The sequence below is a fragment of the Psychromicrobium lacuslunae genome (genome assembly GCF_000950575.1).
Taxonomy (GTDB): domain Bacteria; phylum Actinomycetota; class Actinomycetes; order Actinomycetales; family Micrococcaceae; genus Renibacterium; species Renibacterium lacuslunae.
In genome coordinates this window covers 2,072,645-2,092,618 of record NZ_CP011005.1, presented here as the reverse complement: position 1 = coordinate 2,092,618, position 19,974 = coordinate 2,072,645, and the positions used below count along the sequence as shown (strand labels likewise).

18 protein-coding genes are annotated in these 19,974 nt (G+C 57.9%); 16 read left to right on the top strand and 2 right to left on the bottom strand.

Going from position 1 to position 19,974, the window contains the following annotated elements; genetic code table 11:
• Positions 1 to 40: 40 nt before the first annotated feature.
• The 5 genes from UM93_RS09805 to UM93_RS09785 are packed head-to-tail and all read left to right on the top strand — an operon-like array spanning position 41 to position 5,046.
• Positions 41 to 1,180 (top strand): TIGR03364 family FAD-dependent oxidoreductase, encoded by a 1,140-nt coding sequence (locus tag UM93_RS09805; RefSeq protein WP_234399285.1) that lies wholly within the window; start codon positions 41 to 43, stop codon positions 1,178 to 1,180.
• Between the two features lie 25 nt (positions 1,181 to 1,205).
• A complete protein-coding gene (locus UM93_RS09800; protein ID WP_045075295.1) occupies positions 1,206 to 2,252 on the top strand; it encodes a 2-aminoethylphosphonate ABC transporter substrate-binding protein in 1,047 nt (348 codons plus the stop codon).
• Complete coding sequence (locus UM93_RS09795) at positions 2,186 to 3,358, top strand: ABC transporter ATP-binding protein (RefSeq protein WP_234399284.1); 1,173 nt, start codon at positions 2,186 to 2,188, stop codon at positions 3,356 to 3,358. Before UM93_RS09800 ends, UM93_RS09795 begins: the two co-directional genes overlap by 67 nt.
• Positions 3,355 to 4,245 (top strand): 2-aminoethylphosphonate ABC transporter permease subunit, encoded by an 891-nt coding sequence (locus UM93_RS09790; protein WP_052663727.1) that lies wholly within the window; start codon positions 3,355 to 3,357, stop codon positions 4,243 to 4,245. Before UM93_RS09795 ends, UM93_RS09790 begins: the two co-directional genes overlap by 4 nt.
• A 3-nt stretch (positions 4,246 to 4,248) precedes the next feature.
• Positions 4,249 to 5,046, top strand: coding sequence for an ABC transporter permease (locus UM93_RS09785; protein WP_045075292.1), 798 nt, complete (start codon positions 4,249 to 4,251; stop codon positions 5,044 to 5,046).
• A gap of 116 nt (positions 5,047 to 5,162) precedes the next feature.
• On the opposite strand, the gene UM93_RS09780 is transcribed toward UM93_RS09785, so the two are convergent.
• On the bottom strand, positions 5,163 to 6,380 hold the full coding sequence (locus UM93_RS09780) for an endonuclease (RefSeq protein WP_045075290.1): 1,218 nt from the start codon (positions 6,378 to 6,380) through the stop codon (positions 5,163 to 5,165).
• Between the two features lie 358 nt (positions 6,381 to 6,738).
• On the opposite strand from UM93_RS09780, the gene rpsL reads away from it, so the two are divergent.
• From rpsL to tuf, 4 genes are all read left to right on the top strand, one after another.
• The gene (gene rpsL, locus UM93_RS09775) at positions 6,739 to 7,113 is read left to right on the top strand and encodes a 30S ribosomal protein S12 (RefSeq protein WP_045075289.1); all 375 of its coding nucleotides are present in this window, start codon (positions 6,739 to 6,741) and stop codon (positions 7,111 to 7,113) included.
• A gap of 1 nt (position 7,114) precedes the next feature.
• A complete protein-coding gene (rpsG, locus tag UM93_RS09770) occupies positions 7,115 to 7,585 on the top strand; it encodes a 30S ribosomal protein S7 (protein WP_045075287.1) in 471 nt (156 codons plus the stop codon).
• Positions 7,586 to 7,757: 172 nt separating this feature from the next.
• A complete protein-coding gene (gene fusA / locus UM93_RS09765) occupies positions 7,758 to 9,872 on the top strand; it encodes an elongation factor G (RefSeq protein WP_045075286.1) in 2,115 nt (704 codons plus the stop codon).
• A gap of 144 nt (positions 9,873 to 10,016) precedes the next feature.
• Entirely contained in the window at positions 10,017 to 11,207 is a 1,191-nt protein-coding gene (tuf, locus tag UM93_RS09760) for an elongation factor Tu (protein ID WP_045075284.1), read from the top strand.
• Positions 11,208 to 11,577: 370 nt separating this feature from the next.
• Here tuf and UM93_RS09755 read toward each other — a convergent pair whose 3' ends face one another.
• Positions 11,578 to 12,495 (bottom strand): LysR family transcriptional regulator, encoded by a 918-nt coding sequence (locus tag UM93_RS09755; protein ID WP_045075281.1) that lies wholly within the window; start codon positions 12,493 to 12,495, stop codon positions 11,578 to 11,580.
• Between the two features lie 167 nt (positions 12,496 to 12,662).
• Between UM93_RS09755 and UM93_RS09750 the strand changes: the two genes are divergently transcribed.
• The 7 genes from UM93_RS09750 to rpsJ all read left to right on the top strand — a co-directional run bounded on the left by UM93_RS09750 (position 12,663) and on the right by rpsJ (position 19,958).
• Entirely contained in the window at positions 12,663 to 13,913 is a 1,251-nt protein-coding gene (locus tag UM93_RS09750; RefSeq protein ID WP_045075279.1) for an MFS transporter, read from the top strand.
• Positions 13,914 to 13,941: 28 nt separating this feature from the next.
• Positions 13,942 to 14,907 (top strand): beta/alpha barrel domain-containing protein, encoded by a 966-nt coding sequence (locus tag UM93_RS09745; RefSeq protein ID WP_052663726.1) that lies wholly within the window; start codon positions 13,942 to 13,944, stop codon positions 14,905 to 14,907.
• Positions 14,904 to 15,665 (top strand): hypothetical protein, encoded by a 762-nt coding sequence (locus tag UM93_RS09740; protein ID WP_045075277.1) that lies wholly within the window; start codon positions 14,904 to 14,906, stop codon positions 15,663 to 15,665. The genes UM93_RS09745 and UM93_RS09740 overlap by 4 nt, the downstream gene beginning before the upstream one ends.
• Positions 15,655 to 17,826: an isocitrate/isopropylmalate family dehydrogenase gene (locus tag UM93_RS09735; protein WP_052663725.1), complete on the top strand. Its 2,172-nt coding sequence runs from the start codon at positions 15,655 to 15,657 to the stop codon at positions 17,824 to 17,826. The genes UM93_RS09740 and UM93_RS09735 overlap by 11 nt, the downstream gene beginning before the upstream one ends.
• On the top strand, positions 17,823 to 18,491 hold the full coding sequence (locus UM93_RS09730; RefSeq protein ID WP_045075275.1) for an RraA family protein: 669 nt from the start codon (positions 17,823 to 17,825) through the stop codon (positions 18,489 to 18,491). Before UM93_RS09735 ends, UM93_RS09730 begins: the two co-directional genes overlap by 4 nt.
• Before the next feature lie 3 nt (positions 18,492 to 18,494).
• A complete protein-coding gene (locus UM93_RS09725; RefSeq protein WP_045075272.1) occupies positions 18,495 to 19,283 on the top strand; it encodes a DUF6282 family protein in 789 nt (262 codons plus the stop codon).
• Between the two features lie 366 nt (positions 19,284 to 19,649).
• Entirely contained in the window at positions 19,650 to 19,958 is a 309-nt protein-coding gene (gene rpsJ / locus UM93_RS09720) for a 30S ribosomal protein S10 (protein WP_003803825.1), read from the top strand.
• The last annotated feature ends 16 nt before the right edge of the window (positions 19,959 to 19,974 follow it).

The window sequence follows — 19,974 nt, the reverse complement described above, 5'->3', positions numbered from 1 at the left end:
CCCTTGTGGCGCCCTACCAGGGCAGGGCAGAGTTCTCATCGTGAACCAAGAAAATCGCCAAAATAATGGCTCGGATCTGCTGATCGTGGGTGCCGGGATCATTGGCCTGAGCCATGCCTTTCATGCGGTCCGCCGCGGTCTGAAGGTAACCGTTATTGATCGTGATCGGAGGGCGGTCGGTGCCTCGGTCCGCAATTTCGGCCATTGTTGTATTACCGCGCAGAGCGGTGAGTTGCTCGAATTAGCCCAAGCCGGCCGACCCTTCTGGCTGGAAGCAAGCAGTCAAGCGGGTTTTTTCGCCAGCACCGCCGGGGCACTCGCGGTGGCGCGTAGCGAACGCGAATTAGCGGTATTGAGCGAGCTCTCAGCTGCTCGGCCGCTAGGTCAGCTTGAGTTGCTCAGCCGAGAGCAGGTTGCAACTCAGCTCTCCGGATATGCCGGCGCCGATATTATTGGCGGCGCGCTATTACGAGATGACCTGCGGGTTGACCCCCGGCAAGTGGTCGCTGCACTAGCGGACTGGCTGGCAGAGCAAGGTGTGAGATTTGAGTGGCAGACCAGCTTTCACTTCGCGCAAGACGGGCTCGCCCATACTAGTCGTGGCAGTTTCGTCGCGGCACAGATTATTGTCTGTGTCGGACACGACGTCGACCGGCTCTACCCCGAGATCGCGGCGACCGAGCAAATCAATCGTTGTGGCCTGCAGATGGCCCGAGTGGCTGCCCCTCGCGATCTGAGACTAGGTCCAGCGGTGCTCAGCGGAACCTCGATGCTGCGCTATCCAGGGTTTGCCGAAACCACAGCAGCAGCGGGTCTGCGAGCCGAAATAGCTGCTCACGATGCCGAGGCACTAGCCGTCGATGCGAACATCATGTTCACCCAACGCCCCGATGGCTCGCTGATCGTTGGGGATAGTCATCGGCTCGCCGAGACGATGGATCCATTCTTGGCCGAATCGGTTTCCGAGCTACTACTAGACCGGGTGGCCGCGCTGCTCGGTGTCGCACAACTCACCGTGCTTGAGCGCTGGCAGGGGATTTACGCCAGTAGCCCTTTACAGCCCTACCTCGTTTCCACGGTCGCTCCTGGCGTCACGCTAGTCAGCGTAACCAGCGGCGTCGGCATGACCATATCCTTCGGCCTCGCTCAAAGAGTCTTGGCCCAACTAGACCTCGTCTAAACCCCACCACACCTGAGGAATCAAGATGTCACTCAAACCCGTACGTACCGCGAAGTTCATCACTGTCTTAGCAGCTGCCGCGCTAGCCCTGGTCGGCTGCGGAGGCACCGGTTCAACCGCTGATTCCGGAGCCAAGGAGGTCACCCTGTATTCCGCCGACGGTCTGGGGGACTGGTACAAAAGCACTTTTGCGGCCTTTACCCAGGAAACCGGAATCAAGGTCAATTACGTTGAGGCGGGCTCTGGTGAGGTGGTGTCGCGCTTAGAAAAGGAGAAAAACAATCCGCAAGCGGATCTGCTGGTCACCTTGCCACCGTTTATCCAGCAGGCCAAGAAGCAGGGGACCCTGCAGAAAAACTCGGTTGATACCAGCCAGATTGCGGCCGCCGATAAGGACCCAGAGGGCCAATTCGTTTCGCTGGCCAATAATTACTTCACCATGATTCGGAACAATAATCTGCAACCGAAACCGGATAGCTGGCAAGAATTGCTCGAGGCCAAATACAAACAGAAGATCCAATACTCGACACCTGGACAAGCGGGTGACGGGACCGCGATGCTGATCTTGCTGCAACAGCTCAAAGGCGAGCAAGCCGCTTTGCAGTACCTCAAGGAGCTGCAAGACAATAACGTCGGACCCAGCTCCTCGACCGGAAAGCTTGGACCGTTGGTCGCCAAGGGACAGCTTTCGGTAGCCAATAGTGATTTGCAGATGGCGATGCAATCGATCCAGGCGGATAAATCTGCCTACCAGGTGTTCTTTCCGCAAGATGACAAAGGGGTGCGGACCACCTTGCCGGTGCCTTATCTGATGGGGCTGGTCAACGGGGCGCCACATAGCGAGAATGCCACTAAGTTAATGAGCTACCTGCTGAGCCCCGCGGTCCAGCAAACCCTTTCCGCCTCAGCTTTTGGCCTGCCGACTAATACCTCGGTGAAACCCACCGACGCGAATTACTTGGCGCTACAGGCGGCGCTGAAAGGCGTGAAGATTTATCAACCGGATTGGAACTCGGTGCTGAGCACGATGGACGCCACGATCAAGGCTTACAACAACGCGACCGGGCAATGAGCCAGGAACTTTCACTCGCCGCCGTCGAGCTGCGCGGCGTGACGGTCCGCTACCGAGATACCGTGGCGCTGTCCGGGCTGAATCTGAGCGTAGCGCGTGGGCGCACAGTGGCCTTACTCGGACCCTCGGGGTCGGGGAAATCCACCGCGCTCAAAGTGATTGCCGGATTCGAACAACCAGCCGCGGGCCAGGTCTTACTAGCCGGGAAAGACGTCACCGCCCTCGCGCCGGCCAAACGTGGTGTCGGCGTGGTGGTGCAGTCTTACGCGCTGTTTCCGCATCTGAGCATTCAGCAGAACGTGGCCTTCGGTCTCAAGGGCAGAGGGCTGAGCAGACAGCAACTGCGCGAGCGGGTTGCCGAGGCGCTCGCCGTGGTCCACATGGAGAAGTACACCAAAAGGTATCCCGCGGAGCTCTCCGGCGGTCAACAACAACGCATAGCGATTGCTCGAGCATTGGCAATCAAGCCCCCGGTGCTGCTGCTAGACGAGCCACTGTCGGCACTCGACGCACAACTGCGTCAGCAGATGCTTGCGGAGCTCCAAGAGTTGCGCCGTGAATTACCAGATACGGCGATGATTTACGTTACCCACGATCAGCAAGAGGCGCTCGCGCTCGCCGATGACATTGCGGTAATGCGGGAAGCCCGGCTGGTCGATATGGATGTCACGGAGCGGCTGTACCATCAGCCGCCCAGCGGTTTCACCGCCTCCTTCTTGGGCGGTGCGAATTTGCTTTCGGCGGTGGTTGAGTCGTTTAAACCAACCGACGACGGCGTCTGCACGGTGCGGATTGCCGGCCGGCAGTTCCGCTTCCGCGCACCATTCGAGGCGGCGATAGGGGAGCGAGTGTCGGTGGCTATCCGGCCCTATGCTTGCCAGCTGGCTGAGTCCATCGAGGGAGAGAATGTTTTCCCAGTCATTGTTCATTCGGTGCAGTGGCGGGGTGCCAGTTACCGATTGATCGTCCGGTTGACTGAGACGGCTGAGCAGCTCAGCGTCGACCTGCCGGCCACTGTGCTACCCCCTGAGGTGGCTTCGACGATTAGCCTTCGGGTGCGTCGTGAGGACGCCGTTCTGGTGCCAGCGGAGGTCGCTGTTCGATGAGCGTGGCCGCCGATCAATTAGGGGTGGATCATCCCTCAGCCTCGTCTCGGCGGAGCTTCGGCTGGCTCTGGGTGCTCTTGCCGCTGCTCTTTTTGCTCACTTTCTTCGTCTACCCATTGAGCCAGATCGCTGCCCAGTCCTTGAGCGATAAACAAGGCGAATACCTTGGTCTGAGCAATTGGTCGCAAGTGTTGGGTTCCGCAGCCAGCTGGAATGCTTTGCTGACCACCTTGCAAGTCGCAGCTCTGGCTACACTCGGCTGCTTGCTCGTCGGGACTTTTTTGGCCTTTGTGCTGTGCTTCGTGCCGTTCCCCGGCAGCCGAGTGGTCAGTCGATTGATCGAATTGGTGGTGTGCTTTCCGTCCTTTTTGATTCCTCTCGCCTTTGGTGTGCTGTACGGCGGAACCGGGGTGATCAATGCTCTGCTGGCCGAAATCAGTGGTTCGCAAACTCCGGTATTGAATTTCGTCAATGAACTTCCCGGCGTGGTGCTGGCCGAAGTGGCCTTCTACACGCCCTTCGTGGTGCGCCCACTGCTTGCCGCTTTCTCGCAAATTCCTCGTGAGCAGCTGGACGTCGCCGCTAGTTTAGGCCGTGGTCCCCTGGTGATTTTTGGCAGAGTCATCTTGCCAGCCGCGCTGCCTACTTTGCTGGCCGCCGGAGGACTGACTTTCCTGCTCACGATGAATGAGTTCGGCATCGTGCTTTTCACCGGTGCAAAGTCCGTGGTGACTCTGCCGATGTTGATCTATACCAAGAGCATCGTCACTTTCGATTTCCCCTCAGCGGCGGTTCTAGCCTGTGTCCAAGTGGTGATTTCGCTGGGCATCTACGCGCTCTATCGCTGGGTATTTCGACGCCTGGGAAACAACAGGGGAGAGGACTGAAAGATGTTGAGGTTTTCTACCCCGGCGAAGCTACTACTCTGGCTGATTGCTGCGTTATTGGTGTTGTTCCTGGTCATTGCTCCGCTCGCCGTCACCTTGCTGGCGAGCTTCGCTGATAGTTGGAACAGCGTACTACCTACCGGGTTCACGATGGACCATTTAGGTGACTCGTTGGCGGGTGAGAATCTGAGCAGTATTTCAGTTAGCCTGCAGACAGCGGTGCTCTCCAGCCTGCTCGCGGTGGCCCTCGGCAGCTGGGCCGCGATCGCCACTCAGAGTGCGCCAACGAGGCTAGCTAAAGTTCTTAACCTGGCTTTCCACCTGCCCGTGGCGGTTCCCTCGGTGGTGGTTGGTCTGGCGCTCCTGGTTGCTTTCAGCCGCGGCGCAATATTGCTCAACGGTACCGTGGCGATGGTGGTGCTGGCGCAGACTTTGCTGGTGCTTTCTTTCGCCTTTAGCTCGGTTTCTTCGGCGCTCGCTGGCCTAGACCCGATGCTGAGCTCGGTCGCCTCCAGTCTGGGGGCGGGTAGTGCGCGGATTCTGTTTCGGATCAAACTGCCGCTGCTCACCCCGGCGATTGCCGCCGCCGCGGGCTTGGCCTTAGTCCTTTGCTTGGGCGAGTTGGGGGCGACCATTATGGTCTATCCACCAAGCTGGCGAACCTTGCCGGTGAGCATCTTTGCATTCGCGGATCGGGGCAACATTTTCATGGCTGCCGCGAACACCCTGCTTCTGGTGGTCACAGCCCTGGTGGTGCTCACCGCTCTGGGACGAATAAGAGGCAGGACGGCGGTGCGCTAAGTCCAGCACCGCCGTCCTGCCTCGTTCACCCCGCGAGTTCGTGGTTTGTTCTCGGTTTCGCTAGAAATTACTAGCGAAACCGAGACTAAGCCGCGAACTCAGCGGGGGAAACAGGCTTAGGCTGCGGCGCCCCAGATTGCGGTGGCCCACTCGGGGTGGTCGATGAACGGATTCCGGTTCTTCTGCCACTTCGTGAAGATCACGTCATTGCGCTTCTTCTCGAAGGCATCCGGCGGATCCTGCGCGCTCCACTTGAGCAAGATCGAAAGCTTGCCCATGAACGGATTCGTGCCGTTGCTGGTGCTTTCATTGAGCTCGAGATCAGCGAAACCGTCGCTTCCGTCGTAGCGGATCGCCATGTACATCAACATTCGGGCAATATCGCCTTTCACCGCATTACGCGGCTCCCAGGAGTCACTGTCGGTAAAGTTGCCCGGTGCCTCGGCTACCGGCTGACCGCCATTGTCGAAGTCCTTATTGCCGCGTGCTGAATTTACCGTCACGTCGGTGGGGCGTAAGTGGTGGACATCGGTGCCTGGGCCGGTCGAGGTGCCGAAATTCCCGTGCGACTTGGCAAAGACGTGCTCACGATTCCAGTCGTCAACGCCGCCGCCGTGCTGGCTTTTCGGCACCGATTTTCCGGTGTATAGCTCGATCACATTATTGCTGTTGGCCGGATCCTGATCGGTATCTTGCAAGGCATCCCAGACCGTATCGTAATTGATCTTGGTCATCACCGAGATGATGCTGTGCAGCGAATTACGCAGCGCGGTACCGGTCTTGCCGACGGCGTCCTTGTAGTAGGTGGTGTCGTAGTCGGAACTGGTCGGTGGCGTGACCGGGGGAGTGGTGGGATCTGTTGGATCGGTCGGCTGGGTTGAGTCGCCCTTGACGAAAGCGGTGCTACTGGTCAGTCCAGGGTGCGAGAAATAGGCTCCAGTAGTTCCCGTGACGGTGAGCTGAGTGCCCTTGAGTGTCGGGTTGCTCTTCAGTCCGAAGCTTGATCTGAAGGAACTGGGGATCTGGACATAGAGCATTTTGCTGGTGCTGGTCTCCGAGGCCGAGTCGGCCAGCGCCAGCGCATAGTCATTGGGGTAGCTAGCGGTTACCACGGTGTTGGTGGCGGTTGGCTGACCGACCACATAGCCCGTGACGCTCTGGCTACTGCCGTTTTGCTGGGAGATTGCCGCCGAGACGGTGAGCGCCGTGCTGGCTGCCTGGGCCGGAAGGGCTGCCGTCAGCTGTAGCGCGGCAAAGGCAGTGAGGATGAGAATAGCTAAAGGATTGCGCGCTGGGTGGGTTTTCCCGCGCGTTGTCAAGCGGACCTTCGACATCAAGACTCCTGATCAGGGGTTACTTAAAGGGATACTTAGGAGAGAACTGCGCTCCGGACGTTACCGAGCGAGGGCGGGAACAAGCTGGACTCCAGCTGGACGTTGCTTGTGTATTAGCTATGCCTAGGCGATTTCTGCTATGCTGGTGCCAATTGTTTTTGTGGCAGTGGATTAGCGCATTCTCAAGTTACTGATTTTGGTAGAGAAGGTCGCAGTTCCGGGTTGCAGGGTCCTTGTGCAACGAATGCCACATTTTTGCATGCCCAGGGCGGAATTTTAGCAAGCAACGCTTCGTTATGTTCTCTGGCTAAGCGGAAATCAGACAAAAATGCCGAAATCAAGAAGTACTGGAGAATAAGTGCCTACGATCAACCAGCTGGTCCGAAAGGGCCGCTCGCCCAAGGTCTCTAAGACCAAGGCTCCCGCGCTGAAGAATAACCCGATGCGCCGTGGTGTCTGCACTCGTGTGTACACCACCACCCCGAAGAAGCCGAACTCGGCTCTGCGTAAAGTCGCCCGTGTTCGCTTGACCGGTGGCATCGAAGTGACCGCCTACATCCCCGGTGTTGGCCACAACTTGCAGGAACACTCCATCGTGCTGGTGCGCGGCGGTCGTGTGAAGGATCTGCCCGGTGTGCGTTACAAGATTGTCCGTGGCGCGCTCGACACCCAAGGTGTGAAGAACCGCAAGCAGGCCCGTAGCAAGTACGGCGCGAAGATGGAGAAGAAGTAATATGCCTCGCAAGGGTCCGGCCCCCAAGCGGCCGCTAGTCATTGATCCGGTCTACGGATCCCCGCTGGTCACGCAGCTGATCAACAAGATCTTGGTAGATGGCAAGAAGTCCACCGCCGAGCGCATTGTCTACGGAGCCCTGCAGGGTGCTCAGGAGAAGACCGGTGGCGATCCCGTTGCCGCTCTGAAGAAGGCAATGGATAACATCAAGCCGAGCCTTGAGGTTAAGTCCCGCCGCGTCGGCGGCGCTACCTACCAGGTTCCGGTTGAGGTCAAGCCGGGTCGGGCCACCGCTCTGGCGCTGCGCTGGTTGGTTGGCTACTCCAAGGCTCGCCGGGAGAAAACCATGACCGAGCGTTTGCGCAACGAGATCTTGGACGCGTCCAACGGTCTGGGTGCCGCTGTGAAGCGTCGCGAAGACACTCATAAGATGGCAGAGGCCAACCGGGCCTTCGCTCACTACCGCTGGTAATACCCGAGTCGGGTTCCCTGTTGATCTTTTTCTTCTCGCTCGGCGAGAAAAATGCGGATTACTGGAACTAGCACCAAAATCCTGCTGTGGTGGCGGCGAGTCTCGCTGTGGCGAGAGCCGCCGTTACCAGCATCAGGTACAACTCTTATTTACCTTGAACTAGGGAGACACTGTGGCACAGGACGTGCTGACCGACCTCACCAAGGTCCGTAATATCGGCATCATGGCACACATCGATGCCGGTAAGACCACTACTACCGAGCGCATCCTTTTCTACACGGGTGTGAACCACAAGATCGGCGAAACCCACGACGGCGCTTCGACGACCGACTGGATGGAACAGGAAAAAGAGCGCGGCATCACTATTACCAGTGCTGCTGTTACCTGCTTCTGGAACAAGAACCAGATCAACATCATTGACACCCCGGGCCACGTTGACTTCACCGTCGAGGTGGAGCGTTCGCTGCGCGTGCTCGACGGCGCCGTTGCGGTTTTCGATGGCAAGGAAGGCGTGGAGCCGCAGTCTGAGACTGTCTGGCGTCAAGCCGATAAGTACAACGTGCCGCGTATCTGCTTTGTCAACAAGATGGACAAGCTGGGTGCTGATTTCTACTTCACGGTAGACACCATCATTGGCCGCTTGGGTGCTAAGCCGTTGGTGATGCAGCTGCCGATCGGTGCTGAGAACGATTTCGTTGGCGTTGTCGACCTGCTCGAAATGCGTGCGTTGGTCTGGCCTGGCGACTCCAAGGGTGACGTCACCATGGGTGCTGCCTATGAGGTCCAGGAAATCCCTGCGGATCTGCAGGCCAAGGCCGAGGAATACCGCGCTGCATTGGTCGAGACCGTCGCTGAGTCCAGCGAAGAGCTGATGGAGAAGTACCTCGAGGGCGAAGAGATTTCGATCGACGAGCTCAAGGCCGGCATCCGTAAGATGACCATCAACTCCGAGCTGTACCCGGTGTTCTGTGGCTCTGCCTTCAAGAACCGTGGTGTGCAGCCGATGCTGGATGCAGTGATCGACTTCCTGCCGTCCCCGCTGGATGTTCCGGCGATGATCGGCCACGATCCGAAGAGCGAAGAAACTGAACTAACTCGTAAGCCGAGCACCGAAGAGCCGTTCTCGGCTTTGGCGTTCAAGGTTGCGACTCACCCGTTCTTCGGTCAGCTGATCTTCATCCGGGTTTACTCGGGCGAGATCACCTCCGGTACTCAGGTGCTCAACTCCACCAAGGGCAAGAAAGAGCGTGTTGGCAAGCTCTTCCAGATGCACGCCAACAAGGAAATGCCGGTGGAAAGTGCGCACGCTGGTCACATCTACGCGGCTATCGGTCTGAAGGACACCACCACTGGTGACACCCTTTCCGATATCGGTTCGCCGATCGTGCTCGAGTCGATGAGCTTCCCGGAGCCTGTTATCTCCGTGGCCATCGAACCGAAGACCAAGGGTGACCAGGAGAAGCTCTCCACCGCTATTCAGAAGCTCTCCGCTGAGGATCCGACCTTCCGGGTCAACCTCGACGAAGACACCGGTCAGACCATCATCGCCGGCATGGGCGAGCTCCACCTGGACATCCTGGTGGACCGGATGCGCCGCGAATTCCGGGTTGAAGCTAATGTTGGTAAGCCGCAGGTTGCCTACCGTGAGACGATTCGTCGCAAGGTGGAGAAGCACGACTACACCCACAAGAAGCAGACCGGTGGTTCTGGCCAGTTCGCGAAGATCCAAATTGCGATCGAGCCGTTGGACACCGCAGAGGGTGCACTGTACGAGTTTGATAATAAAGTCACTGGTGGTCGTGTTCCTCGTGAATACATCCCCAGCGTTGATGCGGGTATTCAGGATGCGCTCACCGATGGTGTGCTCGCCGGTTACCCCGTCGTCGGCATCAAGGCCACGCTGCTTGACGGCGCGTACCACGACGTCGACTCCTCCGAAATGGCCTTCAAGATCGCCGGTCGTATGGCGTTCAAGGAAGCCGCTCGGAAGGCTGATCCGGTTCTGCTCGAACCCATGATGGAAGTTGAAGTCCGCACGCCTGAGGATTACATGGGCGATGTTATTGGCGACCTCAATGCCCGTCGTGGCCAGATGCAGTCAATGGAAGATGCCACTGGCGTCAAGGTCATTCGTGCCTTGGTTCCGTTGTCCGGAATGTTCGGTTACATCGGTGATCTGCGGTCGAAGACCCAGGGTCGTGCGGTGTACTCGATGCAGTTCGACAGCTACGCCGAGGTCCCGAAGGCTGTTGCCGACGAGATCATCCAGAAAGCTCGTGGCGAGTAAGCTTTAGCTCAACGAGCACAGTGTTAGCCTTGCGCTAACCCGTAATTTCAACAAATAACAGACCACCAGTAGACTTGATAAGGTTTCAGTGACGAAAAGCGTCCTGATGGCAAGTTTTCTGAATAAACGTTCTAGGAGGAACCTGTGGCGAAGGCAAAGTTCGAGCGGACTAAGCCGCACGTTAACATCGGCACCATCGGTCACGTTGACCATGGAAAGACCACGTTGACGGCTGCCATTTCCAAGGTGCTTGCAGACAAGTACCCGGATCTCAACGAGCAGCGGGACTTCGGTTCCATTGACGCGGCACCGGAAGAGCGCCAGCGCGGTATTACCATCAACATCGCGCACATCGAGTACCAGACGGAAAAGCGTCACTACGCACACGTCGATGCTCCCGGTCACGCTGACTACATCAAGAACATGATCACCGGTGCGGCTCAGATGGACGGTGCAATCCTCGTGGTTGCCGCCACTGACGGCCCGATGGCTCAGACCCGCGAGCACGTTCTGCTCGCCCGCCAGGTTGGTGTTCCCTACCTGCTGGTCGCGCTGAACAAGTCGGACATGGTTGACGACGAAGAACTGCTCGACCTGGTCGAAATGGAAGTTCGTGAACTGCTCAGCTCGCAGGACTTCGACGGCGACAACGCTCCGGTGGTTCGCGTTTCCGGCCTGAAGGCTCTGGAAGGCGATCCGCAGTGGGTCAAGTCCGTTGAGGACCTGATGGAAGCTGTCGATGAGAGCGTTCCGGACCCCATCCGCGACAAGGACAAGCCGTTCTTGATGCCGATCGAAGATGTTTTCACCATCACCGGTCGTGGCACCGTGGTGACCGGTCGCGCCGAGCGTGGCACCCTCGCTATCAACTCCGAGGTCGAGATCGTTGGCATCCGCCCGATCCAGAAGACCACGGTTACCGGTATCGAGATGTTCCACAAGCAGCTCGACGAAGCATGGGCAGGCGAGAACTGTGGTCTGCTGCTGCGCGGTATCAAGCGTGAAGACGTTGAGCGTGGCCAGGTTGTCGTGAAGCCGGGTTCCATCACCCCGCACACCGACTTCGAGGCCAACGTCTACATCCTGTCCAAGGATGAAGGCGGCCGCCACAACCCGTTCTACTCGAACTACCGCCCGCAGTTCTACTTCCGTACCACTGACGTGACCGGCGTCATCACCCTCCCCGAGGGCACTGAAATGGTCATGCCTGGCGATAACACTGAGATGACCGTTGAGCTCATCCAGCCGATCGCTATGGAAGAGGGCCTCGGCTTCGCTATCCGCGAAGGCGGCCGCACCGTTGGTTCGGGCCGTGTTACCAAGATCATCAAGTAATTGCTGATCTAAGTTCTTAGAAAAAGCCCCGTCCGGTTAGCCGGACGGGGCTTTTTCGTCTCTAAGCTGTCTTTAGAACTGGTGGACGCCCACTCCCCGAAGCCGCCATGGTTGCTTCGGGAAGAGTCGCCAGGGGGCACAGCGTGCGCTGATAAGCTGAACGCAAAGATGGAGCGAAAGAAGGTTTGGCATGGGCTGGATAATTTTTCTGATCGTCGTGGTGGCTCTGGTAGCGGTCGGCTTTACGCTAAGGAAGACCTTTAGCAAGGAGATCACCAGGTACAAGCAGATCCGCCGCTCAAATCGCGGGGAATAGCTTAGCCAAGTACGGGCAAAGTCTTTTCCCGCGGTGACCTGATCGCAGCCCCAGCTAGTGCGGCGAGGGCGTAAGTCCAAGCTCAGTTAATGACTGCAGGTGCGGAATCAATGCGATTGCTTTTGACTTGGGATGAACTGCCGCGAACACTTCCTCGCGAGGCGGATCGTCCAGAGCAAACCAGCGGAATTGTGAGTTATTCTCGACGGCGCTCTGCGGTCTGAGCGCCACCACATCGTCGCGATGGCTCAGCGTATATTCAAAAAGCGCCCGGGACGGCGTGACGTATTCCAATTCGGGACGCCAGCCATGCGCCCGTAAATGATCCAGGATGTATTCCGAATAACCCGGCGCGAAGCTCCTTTTAAACCAGAGCAGTCGTTGCTGTACCAAGTCATTCCAGCTGAGCGAATCACGGCTCGCCAAAGGGTGGTCGGTGCTGAGGTAGACGCCCAGCGGAAACGATCCGATGCCTTGGACAATAAGATCATTCATTGGTGCGACCGTGTGGATTAGACCTAGGTCAAGACGCTTGGCGCGCAGCAAGTCGATTTGCTTGCTGGACGGCAGCGCCTGGTACTCCATCCGACAGTCCGGAAAGGAGCCATCTAACTTAGTGGCTCGTTCCAGAGATTGCAGCACTGCCGAGGGAATACCCGCAGATATGCCGATCCGGAACGATACCGCCGGCGAAGCGGTCTCGCGGATGAATTTTCCCAGTGCGCTAGTAAAATGATCGGCGACTGGGAGCAGCCGTTCGCCATCCGCAGTGAGCTCGACGCCTGAGGGAACTCGCTTAAAAAGCTTGACATGGAGTTTGTCCTCGAGCCGAATAATTTGCTGGCTTAGACTCGGCTGGGCTAGGCCAAGTGAGCTGGCCGCTTCGGAAACGCTGCCAAGAGCAGCGACTTCCTGAAAATACCTCAGATGACGTACGTCAATTCCGTCCAATGAGGCTTTGAGATCATTCACGATGCTCCGTCTTGATCTGTTATTGAGCTATAGCTGATTACCTATACAGGATAGTGCTTCTAAGCACTTGGCCAAAGCGATATGTCGAGAATTAGACTCAACTCGCCCGCCCCGCTCGACCGCCTCTTGACCTCGATCAGAGCGGTCTCACAACGGAGGATCTATTCTTGAATTCGCCGACTTCAACCCCGCGACAGCAACTGCAAGACGCGGTCTCGTCAGCGCCGCAATTACCTGCTAGCTATTGCACTCTGGTGGTGCTTTCTGCCATCTTCCTCACTTTGGCGGCAAGCGGCGCACCCTCGCCGCTTTATGTCGAATATCAACATGAGTGGGGCTTTTCGCCAACCATCTTGACCACCGTCTACGCCACTTATGCAGCCGGAGTGGTGGTTTCCCTGCTGCTTCTGGGGGGCGTCTCGGATCGGCTTGGCCGCAAGCCCGCCATTCTGATCAGTTTTGGACTGGTGCTCTTCAGCTTGCTAATTTTCTTTTTCGCACCGTCAGTGGAGTGGTTGTATATTGCCCGAGCGGTGCAGGGCTTAGCCACTGGGGTGTTCACCGCAACCGCAACCGCTTTACTGACCGATGTGGAGCCGCAACACGCGGCTGGTCACGCCGCAACTTACAATTCTGCGGTGCAATCCACTGGTATCGCGATGGGGGCGCTTCTCGCCTGCCTTGGTCTAGCGTTGCAAACCTTCCCACTACAGTTTCCTTACGCAGTGTTACTGATCATTGGAGTGCTGAATTTATTGGCGCTCTTTGGGGTGCGTGAAACCGTCCAGAATCCGCAGCGTCTGCAGTGGAGATTTCTGGTCAAAGTGCAGAAGCTAGCCCTGCCGGCGGCAGCGCGCCCTGAATTCGCCACAGCCGTTTTAGTGGTGGTGGTTGCCTGGTCAGTGGCCGGCATTTACCTCTCCCTCGGCGGCACGATTAGCAAGCAGCTTTTCAATAGCTCAAGCGTCTGGCTTCCCGGTCTGATGGTGCTGCTGTTGCAGGGCTTCGGCGGACTAATTTCACTCTTGTTCCGTAAAGTCAGCACCCACCGGGCGACCATTCTGGCACTACTGGCCTTGCTGATCGGCTTGGTCATCGTGGTGATCGGGGTGGGGAATGCCTCCACTCCGGCTTTTCTGATTGGCAATCTGGTCACCGGGGCTGGATTTGGCATTGGCTTCATGTCCTCTACTCGGCGCATCAGTGCGTCTGCTCCCTCGGAGCAACGTGGCGAAGTGATGGCGGCGTACTTCATCTCGGCCTATTTGGCGATCTCAGTACCAACCATCATCGCGGCCAAAGTTTCTGAAGTATTTGGCCTGAGTGCCACCTTTAGCTGGCTGTGTCTGGTGTTGATGGCACTAGCAGCTGTAACCCTTATTCGCGTTATCATGCGCGGCAAACTAACCCGTTCCTGAGTTCTTTTGTTCTTCCTGGGAGAAAAAGTTGTTAACTACAAATATTGATGTCACCTTGCGTGATGGCGGGTATCGAAACAGTTTCGCGTTTCCACTCGAATATGCGATCAGGCATGCCAAACAGAGCGTTGGCGCTGGTTTTGATTGGGTTGAAATCGGCTACCGTAATGGCTCTTTCAAATCAAGCAACGATTTGGAACTCACTGCCCGTGGAGATGACAGGTACATCGCCAGAATGGCTGAGGAAATTGGTTCAGAACACCTCGCCATGATTTTGCACAGTAAGAACGTGTCCCTTGACGATATCCATCGGATGTACGACTCCGGCGCGCGATTGCTGCGGATTTGCTGGTCGGACCGCGGCGGAGATCATCAGGCGGGCATTATTAAAGCAGCTCAAGATCAAGGGTTCATCGTGAGCCTCAATATCACTCGGGTTTCGGAGAAGAGCCCGGCAGACCTGCTGATTTCGCTGGAATCGGCGCTCGCCTTTGACACCGATTTGATTTACTTCGCGGATTCGAATGGCAGCCTGATTCCCGGAACCGCCCAGCAGCTGATTCGCACCACCGTGGGACAGCATCCTGGGCTGACTGTCGGTTTTCATGCGCACAATAACCTCGGTCTCGCCTTGGCTAACTCGATTGCCGCGGTGGAGAGCGGCGCCAGCTGGATCGATTCCTCCCTGATGGGGATGGGCAAGGGCTCCGGCAACTTACGGACCGAGGAGTGGTTCTCCTATCTGCTTCGAAGCGGCTGGGATTCCGGCAAGCTGGACTTAGGAGAAGCGATCTCACTGGTTAATCTGTTGCGCGGTGAGATTCCCGCTTCGCTGCCCGAACTCAATATGTCCAATTTTGTGCTCGGTCACTTCGATCTGAGCGTAGAGAAGCTCGGCCTGATCGAACATCCTTCTCCGCCGAAGATGCTGGAGGTAGCGCAGAAGCTGGCTGAGCAGCGCCTTCCTGCGTTGGTATCAGCGGGCCAGCTGTGACCAGCGCCAGGCTCGGTGAAGAAGAGCTGAATGCTGAGCAGCTGAGGGGTCAGCATTGGCTCTTCTTGGCGCCGTATTTACCGAGCTGGGATCAGGGCGCCTTCTTTGAACCATTGGCTGCTTTATTGCGCGAGCGCGGACACAGAATTAACTTCGTTGACACCGTCGAGCCGGTTGGCAAATCGGTGCACGACTTTGCCGCCCTGGTAGCTTATTGGCGCGCTCGGATCGATTTCTCAGAATTCGATCTGCTGGCTGGAAACGCCCTTGGCGGCGCGGTGCTTCAAGCCTTGCTGGAGGACAGTGGAGTGCACCTTCCGGTGGTGCTTTTTTCTTCACCAACCGTCGCCGACCCGGTGCTGGTGGGCAAATTGAATGCCATTGTGGAGCTGAATCGCAGCGGCAACGCTGAGGCCGCGCACCAGCTACTCACTCAGCTAATCGCCCCCGGGACAACGGGCTCCGCGCCGTTAGTCGAGTCGAACGAAGCTCAGTTGACCGAAAGCTCTTCGCGGTCAAACCCACGGACTGAGGCGCTGAGCTTCTTCCAAGGTTTGGAGCTCAGTGGTGCAGTTGCGAACTACGACGGGCGGATCCTGTCAATTGTGGGCGAGCTGTCCCAACTGGTGACCCGGGAACATCTGCGTCGCCGAGAGCAGGATCAGAGCTTGGAAGTCGCCCGCGCAGGTATGCGGGCGCATCAGCAAGAACCGGAATTCCTACGAGAGAAAATTGAGCAATTCATCAATGAGCACTGAACCTTCTAGCAGTCCCACGAAGCGCCGCATTGCGGTATTACCCGGGGACGGCATCGGTAGCGAAATCCTTGACAAGCTGATTCCGGCCCTTGACGGCTTTGGCCTGCCGATTGCCTTTGAAGAGGGCGCAATTGGCTGGCAGCAGTGGTGCGAACAGGGCGATCCAGTACCGCAACGAACCTGGGATTTACTGGAGAAATCGGACAGTTGTCTATTAGGCGCCGTGACCAGCAAACCCTTACGGGAGGCCGAGCAGGAGCTGGCTCCGGAACTGCGGGATAGGGGTCTGAAATATGTTTCTCCGGTGATTCAGCTTCGTCAGCGCCTGGGCTTATTCGCAAATGTGCGAGTTTCCGAAGACCTGGTCAATCAGCGTTTTAGATTCGCGGTGATCCGGGAGAACTCGGAAGGGCTCTACGCCGGTTTTGACTACCACCAACCACCTGAAGGTTTGTGGGAGTTAGTGAAAGATCATCCCAATGCTGATGTTTCCGGCCGGGAACGAAGCAGCGCGAGTATTCGCCTGCAGACCGAATCAGCGATGGATCGGCTCTTCCGATTCAGCTTCGAGTACGCTCGCAAACATGGACACCATCGGGTGACCGTGGCTGATAAACCCAATGTGATGCGTTACAGCGGAAATCATCTGCGCGAACGCTTTGAGCTGATTGCCGCCGAATATCCGGAAATCACCGCGGATATCCATAATGTCGACGCGATTGCGCTCTGGATGGTTCGGCGTCCCGAGCAGTTCGGGGTGATCGTCGCGGAGAATATGTTCGGGGATATCCTCTCCGACCTCGGGGCGGGAATGATGGGTGGCCTGGGACTGGCTGGCAGCGGAAATTACGGCTCAAGTACCAGCTACTTCGAACCGGTGCACGGTAGCGCGCCACAGATGGCGGGTCAGGACAAAGCTAATCCACTGGCAATGGCGCTTACCGCGGCACAAATGCTGAGCCACCTGGGATTTGCTGATCAGAGCGCAGAACTCAGCAGGGCGGTGGTCAGCATGGTGACTGACCGCAAAGTTCTTACTTATGACTTGGGTGGCAACGCCACTATGAGCACAGTGGTTGGTGAGCTGCGTAAGCGGCTCGGCGGTCATCGAGCTCGGCCCACCGCCAGTATCCTGACGATTGGCGGCGAACTCACCGCTGGCGACTATCTCGACTCTAATAGTCGGGCTGCCTCCGCCCGATTGAGCCAACAAGGTTACGAAGTACGCCAGCACAGCACCCTGCGCGACCTGATACCTGATATTAGCGACGCCACTTCGGCCGCCATCGGTCGGGATGCCGTGCTGGTGGTCGCTGGTGGCCTGGGCCCCACCTCGGATGACATCACTCGGGAGGCGGTGGCCAAGGCCTGCGGAGCTGAGCTGGGCTTTGACGAACAAGTCTGGGCAGGCGTTGTTCAGCGACTGCATTCCTTCGGCATTGAGGCCTCCGAGACTAATCGGCGTCAAGCGTTTTTCCCCAAAGGGGCGGAGGTTCTGAGCAATCCGAACGGCACCGCGGCCGGTTTCAGTCTGCTGGTTCGTGGCACCCGCATCGGTGTGTTTCCCGGTCCGCCCAAGGAGTGCGAGCCGATGCTGGCCCAATTTATTAATAGCTTGCCGAGCCATCAGCCTCCTCAGCAACACAGCTGGAGGCTGCTTGGAGCGGTCGAGTCCGATCTCGCCGAGGCCTTCCACCAGGCCCTGGCGAGTCATCAGTCTGAGGTCGAACTGCACACGGTGTGGAATTACCCATATGTCGATGTGCGCCTTGACGGCGAGCTCTCGACGGCGCTCGAAGCTGAATTGGATCAGCGCTTCGCCGAGCAGCTGGTGAGCAGGGACGGACGTGACGCGCTCGCCGAGCTGGCCGCCACCCCGAACGCAAAATTGGGATCGGTCAGTGGTGCCGCCGCAGCGCTGCTGGAAGGGCTGGGCGGGGCGGAGCAAGGCTACGATCTGGAGACTTCGCTGGAGTGGCAGGGCGGCTCAGAGACTGAGCACACCGGCACGGTCAGGGTGATCGTGACGGTCGACGGCTCAGCCAGAGGGGGTAGTCGCCGCGCGGTCTTCCCTAATCGTGGCCCGGAAATCCAGACCGCAATCCGTGATTTTTGTTTACTCGCCCTGATCCACCACGTAAAGAAGGATTCGCAATCATGACCCCCAGCAATCTCCCTGAGCGTTTAGCCGCGCTGGATACCGCCGAAGTCTCCGACGCATTAGACAGCCTGGGCGTACCGGGCAAGATCCCGCAGGTGGTCTCTCGGGTTCCGGGTTCCCGGTTTTGTGGTCCGGCTTTTACGGTGCGCTACCAAGCCATCGCTGACCCTGTCGGCGGATTTCGCAATGCCGCCAATTACATTGACGAGGTGCCGGAGGGGGCGGTGATCGTCTCTGATAATGCCGGTTCATTGGAGTGCACCACCTGGGGTTCGTTGCTCACCATCACGGCGGGACTTCGGAAAGTCGCTGGCTCTATCGTCTTTGGTTCGGTTCGGGACCTCGCTGAGACCAGGGAACTGGGGTTTCCGTTGTTCAGTGCTGGGGTCTCAATGGTGAGTGGGAAGAACCGGGTTGAACTAGCGGCAGTTGGCGAACGGCTTGATCTGGCCGGCCTGCCGGTGGCTCCGGGCGACTATGTGCTCGCCGATGACAACGGGGCGCTGGTAGTGCCGGCCGAGTTGCTCGCTGAAGTAGTAGAGCGTGCCGAGCGGGTGCGCCTCACCGAGGAACGGATCGCCGAAGCGGTGCGCGCCGGGATGTCGCTGGCCCAGGCACGCTCCAGCTTCGGATATGCCCAGCCTTGGGCTGCGGAGTCTGCTTAGCCAGTGCAGCCTGATTGGATAGACCCGCACTATCACGCCAGTCAAGACGAACAGCTACGCCGGCACAGCGTCCCTGAAGCCGCCGCCCAGTTTAAAGCGCTGAACGCTTGGGGAGTGATCAAGAGTCATCAGCTTAGTAGCGTGGATGCGACCGTGGCAGCACAGGGCGATGGCTTGCCGGTCTCTGGCTCAATAGTGCTCAACGATGCTTTGGGGGAACCGTCCCCAGCGCTCGTGGCCGATGCTGCGAAGCGCTCCCAGCGCAGTTCAGCTCGGCTCATGGTGTACTGGCCGACCCGGCCGGGCCGCAATTCGGCCTTGCTGTTTACCGAGGCTGGTTCACTAACGAAATTGGCAGCAGAACTGCTCGGGGTCATCCGGGACCACGACGCGGTGCTGGCCACCGGGCATGCCGGGCGTCCGCAGGTGTTCGAGACGGTTCAGCTCGCTGCTCAGTTAGGGCTCGCCAGGTTGCTGGTGACTCACGCCTATCACCCGATGTCGGGGCTGTCTTTGGCCGATATCGAGCAGCTCGGTAACTCGCCGCAAGTATTTATTGAGCAGACCGCGTTGACCGTCTTGATGGCTCGACGTGAAGAGGCTGAGCTAATCGCAGCCCTTCGCGCCCACCCGCGCAGCATTCTCAGCTCTGACCTCGGCCAGCCAGCCAATCTGGCCTTGGCCGACTTCCCCGCTTGGAGGGCTGATTTCTTTACTCGCCACCGAGTGTCCGCCGAAGAAAGCTCAGCGTGGTCACGACAGAATGCTGCGAATTTACTCTTTGCCGAATAGCATCGTTGAGCTAGCGGATGGTAGCCGCTAGCGAAATCGTCGCAGGTTGGCTTAATCCCTGAAAGTCTGGCACACTAGAAGGGTTGTTCAAGCGCTTCTTCGCGTCCCCATCCGGATAATGCCGGGTGTGAGGGGCCAAGTTGAAGACCAAAACATAACCCACCAACTTTTGTTGTCCGGTCGAGTTTGCGTGAAATACGCGACACGCCCGAGCGCGGGGGTCGGTGTTCTGAGGTATTGAGGAACCCGGTAATGCTCCGGATTCAGTATCTGCATAAGCACTAGATATAGGCAGTGCACAGTAAGTCAACAGAGCAGCAAGCGCTCAAGCAGTTCTATCGAAGCTACAGAGAAGAGAGCTAAGCCATGGCGGGACAAAAAATCCGCATCCGGCTGAAGTCGTATGACCACGAGGTCATTGACGTTTCAGCCCGGAAGATCGTTGAGACGGTCACACGCGCTGGCGCGACGGTAGTCGGCCCGGTGCCGTTGCCGACGGAAAAAAACGTTTATTGCGTTATCCGTTCGCCGCACAAGTACAAGGACAGCCGCGAGCACTTTGAAATGCGCACGCATAAGCGTCTGATCGACATCATTGACCCCACGCCCAAGGCTGTCGATTCGCTGATGCGTCTCGACCTGCCCGCTGACGTGAACATCGAAATCAAACTTTAAGGGAGGTGCTGAGAAA